Below are 7,332 nucleotides of genomic sequence, written 5' to 3'. Positions count from 1 at the left end.
GCGGTGACAGCTCATCATAGGTCAGCGTTTCCCAATCAGGGAACACATAAGCATCGACGCCGCAAAATGCCAACTCCGTCTCTATCTGGTTAAGCTGATTTTGGTCACGCGTCACCACAACCTTTAGACGGTCAGCCACGTCCCATAGCGGCGTTTGTACCAGACTTGCTAGCCACAGACTACTGACTGCTCCATGCACAGGCGCCAGCCAACGCCGTTCGGCATTCTGGATAGGAAATAACTGCTGGTTAATAGGGTCAAAGGCATCGGTCAAAGCAGTGATAGACATAAAGGATAGGGTCAACGTTAAGAGTCAGAAAGCTATTATACGAATATTTGCGCAATTACCAAAATTTATGCCGTAACGGTTTGTCACTTAGCCTTGTTATGAAAAAACCAAAAGCTAAATAATTGATAAAACGCATATTCATCTATAAAGACAAGCTATTTAAATACAAAAACCTCAACGATTAAGCTGAGGTCTCGGAGTGATAACCATTAAGCTACTGTTAAAGTATAAGCTGTTTTTAAATTAATGGTTTTTCGCTCGCGATAATACCGTTATTGTCGGCATAAACAAACATACCTGAGTTTAACGTTAAATCACCAAAGCGGATTTCAATGTCAGTTTGGCCTTCATCGCGGCGATTTGATTTGCGCGGGATGCAGCCAAGCGCCATGACGCCGATATCCATTTGCGCCATATCATCTACATCACGCACGCAGCCATATACCACCACCCCTGCCCAGCCATTATCAATCGCTGATTGCGCAATCATATCGCCGAGCAACGCGCAGCGCATTGAACCGCCACCGTCAACGACCAAGACTTTGCCATTGCCGTCTTTATCTTTGCCATCGCTATTCAATAAGGATTTTACGCGGCTATTGTCTTCAAAGCATTTTACCGTCACGATTTCACCACAAAATCTGTCTTTACCGCCAAAGCTATAAAATGATTTGCCTTCGATATTGGGCAAACATACCTGCGACTCAGGATTGGCATCTAATAAATCACAAGTGACAAAGTTGTCTTTATTCATCGTGGTTGTTTCTGTTGTATCTGACATCGTGACGCTCCTTGTTAAGTTAAATAGTTAAATTATCTATCATGAAATCTGAGTTTTTATTAATTTATGCTTAGTTAGGCTATTTTTTGACTTTGGTCATTGCTAGTAGCTGTTTATTTTCGATAATTTCCGTGTCTGTAGCGGTAGGCTCACTACGATATTTATTACGCTGATACACCTCATGCGCACTCATCGCCATCGCACTGGCAACGCGCTTGGCAGAAATAGGATGCAAGGATAAAGACTCGGGCACGATTGGCGAGATCAGTTTAAAGGCTTTTTGACCAAAGCTTTCAAGCGGACGGCCTTTATGCTTGCCAAGTAATAACGATGGCCGAAAAATCACCAACTGGGTAAAACCTAGCACCATAATAGACTGCTCTGTTTCCGCTTTGACCCGATTGTATAAAAAACGGCTGTCGATATCGGCATTCATTGAAGACAATAAAAAGAAGTTTTCCACGCCTTTCGCACGGCATAATGTGGCAAAATTGACATTGTAGTCGTGGTCAACTTTTCGAAACGCTTCGTCACTACCGGCTTGTTTTTTGGTGGTACCAAGGCAGCTAAAGGCATCGGTCTTACTATCTGCGCCGACGCTGGCAAATATTTCAGCCAAGTTATCAAAATCATTAACCTGATAAAAGCGCATGCTGGCATTGATGTAGCGAGGCGGCCGCCGTGCAATCACAATCAACGTGTCATAAAGCTCACTAAGCTGTTTAACAAGATGCTGTCCGACCAGTCCTGTTGCGCCAATTACAATTGCTTTTCGCTGCATAGCCTATCCATTTATATCATGTTGGGGTGTTTATAATGCTAAAAATGATGTCTTGTAGAAATTGTTTGCTTTGGTATCATACCTAAATTAACAACTCGCTAGCGCTATTCTACACAATTTATTGTAAGAGATTTTATCAACGCCTAGGTTTATGGGAATAATTCAGACTTTTAAGTCGAACTTTTGTTAGATAATTTACTTGTTAGCGCAATAAATCCTTTAATTAAACCTTTGAGATCGGCTAGCATAACTTCTTTTAGCATTAATCATCAAATATATTGTTCTAAGCGCAATAATTTGCTAAGATAACCGGCTTTACACGTCAACGCTGTTTAATTATTCCAAACAGTTCTGGCGCGAGCGATGCTCTATTACTATTAGGTACTTTAATAACAGATAAGTGCCCTCATAATAGACATCGACATCATATTTGGCGAGAGGCTGCTCGTCACCGATGATTGTTAAACCCATTATTATTGCAATCAACATTCATATTTTTATCTGTCTTTATCAAGGAGATACGCGTGGCTAATACTGCACAAGCTCGTAAACGCGCCCGTCAAAACACCAAACGTCGTCAGAACTCTGCGTCACAACGCTCTATGGTTCGTACTTATCTAAAACGTGTTGATGCGGCTATCGCTGCTAAAGATTATGACGCGGCTACCGAAGCTTACAAAAAAGCGGTACCGGTTCTTGATCGTATGGCTGACAAAGGTATTATTCATAAGAATAAAGCTGCTCGTCGTAAGAGCCGCCTAAACAAAACCATCAAAGGCTTACAAGCTTAAGATCGTTAATGTTTAGACCGCATCGCACTTGATGGTGTGATGACCAAAACCTTGCTACTGGTTTTCATACTGGGGCAAGGTTTTTTTATGCTTATTTAAAAGTTAATCATTCCTATTTTAAAAATATTATAAAGCTAATTAAATACTTCAAGAATAAGGTCTATGTCCATTTTACCTCTGGTGGCAATAGCAATTTGCTTGGATGAAAACCAGCGGCACGGTAGCCTTTTAGTAAATCACTGATCGGACGGATATATACTTGCCCGCGCCAAACGAAATAGGCATTAGCCTGCTCAAAAGGCTTATCATCAAACCACAAAAACACCCCTTCCATCATCTTTGGCCAATCATTCCAATCAATCTCAACCACGTCTAGCATCACTGCTAAAAACGCTGATAGTAACGTATCATGACTGACCGCGAGCATTAAATGCCCATGTTGCGGCTGATTCTGATAAAAAAGCGATAAAAGATCGAGCCCACCTTGATAAGCGTTTTTCGTGCCTTCAAGATTGCCTTGTAAAAAGCGATTGATAAAATTGAGCACGCCAATTTCTTTAAAAATTGGGTTGGCAATCTCAGGTTCAGTTACCAGACTACCCGGTTCAACCAGTAGCGATTGATGGGCAATATCACGTCGTAGCCCCGCCCCTTCTTGCATCAGCTGCGCGGTATCAATACAGCGACCAATCGGACTTGAGATACTATCAACATCGAGCGAATACGGCAGATGTTCTGCTAACCAGCGCCCCCAAGACTTTGCCAACACGCGACCTTTTGGTGTTAGCGGCAATTGGTAACTGGCAAACCCATTACCATCAGAGCGCTCGCGCAGAGAATGTCTGGTAAATAAAATCAGTCTTTTATCTATCGGCAACAAACCGACCGAAGACATCATACTGTCAGGTAAGTGAGAAGGTGCAGGTGCGTTCGGCCTGAGGTTCGTAGGCTTCTCAGTCGGTGTCGATCGTCCCGATGGGACATTATTAGGCAATTTACTCATGATAGTAAGCGTAGCAGATTTATTGATGAGAATGAACAAAATATAAGCTCAGTTGCACTATAGCTTATTCAGCTATATATCGATATAAGCGCTTGGTTAACACGATTTAGCCAATATCCACCACTTTGTTCCAAACAAACGCCAATTCGGTACTGCTCACCTCATTAGGATAAGCACGCGGATTGACTATCACCCGCGTTTTATTAATTTGATAATCAAAGGCTTCATGAGTATGGCCATGTACCCATAGCACAGGTGCCCAGTCTTCATGCATCCAGCTCGATAAATCACTAACAAAGGCGGCATTACTCGGCAAGTTGGCAAACTTCTCAGACACCGATAACGGGCTAATACTATGATGACTCATGACCACCGTCTTTTTACCCAATGCTTGCGCCGTTATCAGCGCTTGCTGTAGCCACTGACGATGCTCAGTATGGATTTGTATCGATACTTCAGGAGAGAACAGCTCGCCACCCGCATAAATCTGCTTGTAATCGCGCATAAAACGCCTAGCTGCTGCCATCGTATCGGCATCGGCTTGATATTGATAGTCCGTCCATAACGTACAACCCAGAATCCGCACTTCACCAATATCCATATACTGACACTGTAAAAAGCGCACGCCCTGCTCTAATTCACTATCATAATTATCCCAAGTGGCTAGCTTTTTATCAAAATGCAGCACATCTTCGCCGAAGTATTCATGATTGCCCGCGATAGTAATCAAAGGTACTTGCAAATGCGCTGCCTGCTCTTGTAGCCATGCCATACCATCATCACTATTGGCAGTATCTCCCGCTACGAGCAGCACGTCTGCATCCGTTTTAGGGATGCGCCCTAGTGGATACGACTGCCGCGCATAACTGTCAATATGTAAGTCACTTAAAATCTGTAATTTCATAGGTTTTACTATTATCCAATCAGACTATTTGCAAAAGTCAGCTTTTTCCTCAGCTTACGATTAGCGTAAATTTAACCAGTGTAGCAGCTTTTTAATAATGGGCAAAAAGTAAAAAAGACAGCGAATTAGGCTGTCTTTTTTATTGTATGGTGAATCTATAGCACTAGATACTATTAATTATCAATTGTAATTTGGCCAAAGGATCAACAGCTTGGGTGATTGAGCGACCAATCACCAAATAATCAGAACCATCTGCTAACGCTTGCTTCGGAGTACAGATACGTTTCTGATCATCAGCATTGTCGTCTAGCAGACGAATACCAGGGGTGACCAGCTTAAAATCCTGCCCACATAATGCTTTAAGCGTTTTGGCCTCTTGTGCTGAGCATACCACCCCATCAAGACCCGCTTGCTTGGTCAGTTGTGCCAAACGGCTCACTTGGGCATCTAGGCCGTCGGTGATACCGGTTTGCGCCAGTGCCTGATTGTCCATAGAAGTCAGCACGGTTACGGCGATTAGCAGGGTTTCAAAATTACCGTCTGACAAGCGCTGCTTGGCTAACGACATGGCCTCAAGGCCCGCACTGGCATGAACATTAACCATCCATACACCAAGCTCGGCTGCTGCAAGTACCGCTTGTGCCGTAGTATTAGGAATGTCGTGAAATTTTAAGTCCAAAAACACGTCAAAATCACGCTGATGTAGCGCTTTAACAATGTCAGGACCACAGCGGGTAAATAGCTCTTTGCCGACTTTTAAGCGACATAACGCTGGGTTTAATTGGTCAGCTAGCGCTAAAGAGGCATCTTTAGTCATATTATCCAGTGCAACTACGACTGGAGAATGGATGATGTTATTCATAGTTGTGCCACGTTCTATCAGCTTATTAAATGATTATTATTAAATGATTATATAAACGTCTCAATATAAGAATGCTGGCTTAGCACTCAATGCTCACGCTTTTGCTTGATTAAAGTTGCACCATCGTCTATATCGATAACGCTGTCATCTTGTACATTTGTCGCTGTCGCGCCGTAAACCGCTTCTTGTACCGATGGTGCGTTTGCCTGACGGTCAATGACGATATTAGCCTGCGTCACCTGCTCTTGCAGATTGGCATTTAGCTTTTGCAGGCGTGAGATTTCCCACTTATTTTGTAGCACGCGGAAGATAAGCAGCGCGAGTAGCATGCCAATCACAATGCCTAGTATTAAGCACAGAATCAGTAATAAGCCCAAATTCATCGTTGGTGCTTGGGAGAAAAGTAGATTCACCCCAACTTCAGTATTATTGGCCAATACCAAACCAAGCGAATAAGCGAAGCTTAAAAACAGTAATACCAGCAGTAAAATGCGCATCAGAGATATCCTTTTATGTTGAATCGTATGAACCGTTTAACAAAGAACGCGGACATTCTGACGGCTCTGCTTTATCAACCGTTTGCTACCTTGGCATTGACAGCTTCACGTAGCGCTTTGCCCGGCTTAAAGTGCGGAATGGCTTTCGCAGGTACGGGTACGCTTTCGCCTGTTTTAGGATTGCGTCCCATACGGGCACGGCGATGATGAAGACAAAAACTACCAAAGCCCCGCACCTCTACTCGACCATCATTGGCTAAGGTATCGGTCATCAAATTTAATATTTCGCGTACTGCATCATCGACGACAGTGTCTGTCATGTTGTCACAATTCGCACTCAGATTACTAATAAATTCGGACTTGTTAATTGCTTGCTGCATTATCACATGGACCTTATTGATTAATGGATAAGATGATGAAGTAAATTGAACAATTAAGGACTGTTTAATTTTACATTCACATCTCGTTACTCAATGTTGCAAATGATAGCGGATATTGGCATAAATAGGAATAAGAGTTTCCTTTTTTACCATAAAACCTTACTAACTTGCCCCATACTCAAATTTAATCATAAAAAAAAGCGACCGGAGTCGCTTTCTTTTTATAGTATAACTATATCAACAAACTACCGCTTACTGCATTTGTTCTTTGATCAAGTCACCAATAGTTTTTGGCTGTGCATCAGAACCGGCAGCAGCAGTCGTGCCAGTGCTTCCCAATTCTTTAATCGCTTGGCGCTCTTCAGCTTCGTCTTTTGCTTTGATTGACAAGTTGATGTTACGAGTTTTGCGATCAACACTGATGATTTTCGCTTCAACATCATCACCAACAGATAGATGCTTGGTCGCATCTTCAACACGGTCACGTTGAATCTCAGAGGCACGTAAGTAAGCTTCTACTTCGTCAGCAAGTTCGATAGTCGCACCTTTCGCGTCTACTTCTTTTACTTTACCATTAACGATAGCACCGCGGTCATTGTTGACTAGGTATTCGTTGAATGGATCAGAGCTTAACTGTTTGATGCCTAAGCTGATACGGTTGGCTTCTGAATCTACAGACAATACCATTGCTTCAACGGTGTCGCCTTTATTGTAGTTACGGATAGCTTCTTCGCCAGTTTCGTTCCAAGAGATATCAGATAGATGTACAAGACCATCGATACCACCATCTAGACCGATAAAGATACCGAAATCAGTGATAGATTTGATCGTACCAGTGATTTTATCACCACGCTCGTGTTTCTTATCAAACTCATCCCATGGGTTAGCAAGAGTTTGTTTGATACCTAAGCTGATACGGCGACGCTCTTCGTCGATATCAAGAATCATCACTTCAACTTCATCACCCACTTGTACAACTTTTGATGGGTGGATGTTTTTGTTGGTATGATCCATCTCTGATACGTGGACTAGACCTTCGATACC

At 42.8% G+C, this 7,332-nt stretch carries 10 protein-coding genes; 1 reads left to right on the top strand and 9 read right to left on the bottom strand.

The genetic code is table 11. The annotated features are described in order from the left end of the window. The 3 genes from V7D75_RS13750 to V7D75_RS13740 form a co-directional block, all read right to left on the bottom strand. Positions 1–289 (bottom strand): hypothetical protein (locus V7D75_RS13750; protein ID WP_333615015.1); only part of this gene is annotated, 289 nt, incomplete at its 3' end. A 238-nt stretch (positions 290–527) separates the two neighbouring features. Then, positions 528–1,070 (bottom strand): ribonuclease E activity regulator RraA, encoded by a 543-nt coding sequence (gene rraA, locus V7D75_RS13745; RefSeq protein WP_442968970.1) that lies wholly within the window; start codon positions 1,068–1,070, stop codon positions 528–530. 79 nt (positions 1,071–1,149) lie between these two features. Further along, positions 1,150–1,851 carry an NAD-dependent epimerase/dehydratase family protein gene (locus V7D75_RS13740; RefSeq protein ID WP_333615014.1) on the bottom strand — a complete coding sequence of 234 codons (702 nt, stop codon included), beginning with the start codon at positions 1,849–1,851 and terminating at the stop codon, positions 1,150–1,152. A 524-nt stretch (positions 1,852–2,375) separates the two neighbouring features. Between V7D75_RS13740 and rpsT the strand changes: the two genes are divergently transcribed. Continuing rightward, positions 2,376–2,642, top strand: coding sequence for a 30S ribosomal protein S20 (gene rpsT, locus V7D75_RS13735; RefSeq protein WP_010200097.1), 267 nt, complete (start codon positions 2,376–2,378; stop codon positions 2,640–2,642). Positions 2,643–2,802: 160 nt separating this feature from the next. On the opposite strand, the gene V7D75_RS13730 is transcribed toward rpsT, so the two are convergent. The 6 genes from V7D75_RS13730 to V7D75_RS13705 form a co-directional block, all read right to left on the bottom strand. Next, positions 2,803–3,645 carry a histidine phosphatase family protein gene (locus tag V7D75_RS13730; RefSeq protein WP_333615013.1) on the bottom strand — a complete coding sequence of 281 codons (843 nt, stop codon included), beginning with the start codon at positions 3,643–3,645 and terminating at the stop codon, positions 2,803–2,805. A gap of 106 nt (positions 3,646–3,751) precedes the next feature. Beyond that, a complete protein-coding gene (locus V7D75_RS13725) occupies positions 3,752–4,549 on the bottom strand; it encodes a metallophosphoesterase (protein ID WP_333615012.1) in 798 nt (265 codons plus the stop codon). Positions 4,550–4,712: 163 nt separating this feature from the next. Next, complete coding sequence (pyrF, locus tag V7D75_RS13720) at positions 4,713–5,411, bottom strand: orotidine-5'-phosphate decarboxylase (RefSeq protein ID WP_333615011.1); 699 nt, start codon at positions 5,409–5,411, stop codon at positions 4,713–4,715. Positions 5,412–5,497: 86 nt separating this feature from the next. After that, positions 5,498–5,908 carry a lipopolysaccharide assembly protein LapA domain-containing protein gene (locus V7D75_RS13715; RefSeq protein WP_333615010.1) on the bottom strand — a complete coding sequence of 137 codons (411 nt, stop codon included), beginning with the start codon at positions 5,906–5,908 and terminating at the stop codon, positions 5,498–5,500. Between the two features lie 74 nt (positions 5,909–5,982). Then, positions 5,983–6,288, bottom strand: a complete 306-nt coding sequence (locus V7D75_RS13710) for an integration host factor subunit beta (protein ID WP_068404507.1) — start codon at positions 6,286–6,288, stop codon at positions 5,983–5,985. A gap of 252 nt (positions 6,289–6,540) precedes the next feature. Continuing rightward, positions 6,541–7,332 (bottom strand): S1 RNA-binding domain-containing protein (locus V7D75_RS13705; protein WP_333615009.1); only part of this gene is annotated, 792 nt, incomplete at its 5' end.

It is taken from the genome of Psychrobacter sp. (genome assembly GCF_036731945.1).
Classification (GTDB): domain Bacteria; phylum Pseudomonadota; class Gammaproteobacteria; order Pseudomonadales; family Moraxellaceae; genus Psychrobacter.
Note: the sequence above shows the minus strand (reverse complement) of the source record. Positions and strands in the feature narration are given on the sequence as shown.

Bases quoted from the DNA above. Each gene is read 5' to 3' on its own strand.
- V7D75_RS13725 (WP_333615012.1), bottom strand. From the start codon at position 4,549: ATGAAATTACAGATTTTAAGTGACTTACATATTGACAGTTATGCGCGG.
- V7D75_RS13740 (WP_333615014.1), bottom strand. From the start codon at position 1,851: ATGCAGCGAAAAGCAATTGTAATTGGCGCAACAGGACTGGTCGGACAG.
- V7D75_RS13730 (WP_333615013.1), bottom strand. From the start codon at position 3,645: ATGAGTAAATTGCCTAATAATGTCCCATCGGGACGATCGACACCGACT.
- pyrF (WP_333615011.1), bottom strand. From the start codon at position 5,411: ATGAATAACATCATCCATTCTCCAGTCGTAGTTGCACTGGATAATATG.
- rraA (WP_442968970.1), bottom strand. From the start codon at position 1,070: ATGTCAGATACAACAGAAACAACCACGATGAATAAAGACAACTTTGTC.
- V7D75_RS13710 (WP_068404507.1), bottom strand. From the start codon at position 6,288: ATGCAGCAAGCAATTAACAAGTCCGAATTTATTAGTAATCTGAGTGCG.
- V7D75_RS13715 (WP_333615010.1), bottom strand. From the start codon at position 5,908: ATGCGCATTTTACTGCTGGTATTACTGTTTTTAAGCTTCGCTTATTCG.